Origin of the sequence: Mesorhizobium sp. M7A.F.Ca.ET.027.03.2.1, from assembly GCF_003999175.1 — a bacterium.
Taxonomy (GTDB): Bacteria; Pseudomonadota; Alphaproteobacteria; order Rhizobiales; family Rhizobiaceae; genus Mesorhizobium.
Genome location: NZ_RZOM01001886.1, coordinates 1 through 468, shown reverse-complemented (window position 1 = coordinate 468; position 468 = coordinate 1). Strand labels below are relative to the sequence as shown.

The 468-nt window shown below is 54.3% G+C and carries 1 protein-coding gene; it reads left to right on the top strand.

The window, feature by feature from the left end:
- The coding region (locus tag EN750_RS40210; protein ID WP_210212818.1) for a hypothetical protein at window positions 1–358 on the top strand (358 nt) is incomplete at its 5' end.
- Window positions 359–468 lie beyond the last annotated feature (110 nt).

The following is a 468-nucleotide window of genomic DNA, read 5'->3' as shown; positions in this document are numbered from 1 at the left end:
GGTACCACCTCTATTGACGCGCACGCCGGCCGCCGCGACAGAGTATCTTTTGGACCCGGCACCCAAGGGGGGCGTGCCTGAAAAAGCGTTCAACCTCCGGTTGGATCATCAACAACCGCTGTCCGAACCGGCCATGATTCTGGGGATATCGGCTCGCTGCCCTGCGATTTTTTGTGCTTCCCCACTGAATGTGGCGTCCGGATACAACCGCAGCGAGCCGACGTTATGTGCTATTTTTGCTACATCTCGCAGCCTTGTTGCCCAAAAAGGCTATTTAGCGCCCTCTAAATCAATAATCGCTCACACATTTCGTGAATTTGTGAATAATCCACCGACGGGCAGGCCTTGGCTTGGTTAGCGCTCTGAAAAGGACGCTGGGGAAACGTTAGGGTGGGATTAATGAATACGACAAACATGTCGACCATAGGCAGGCGCCTTGGTCTTTTGATGGCGGCCACCATGCTGACC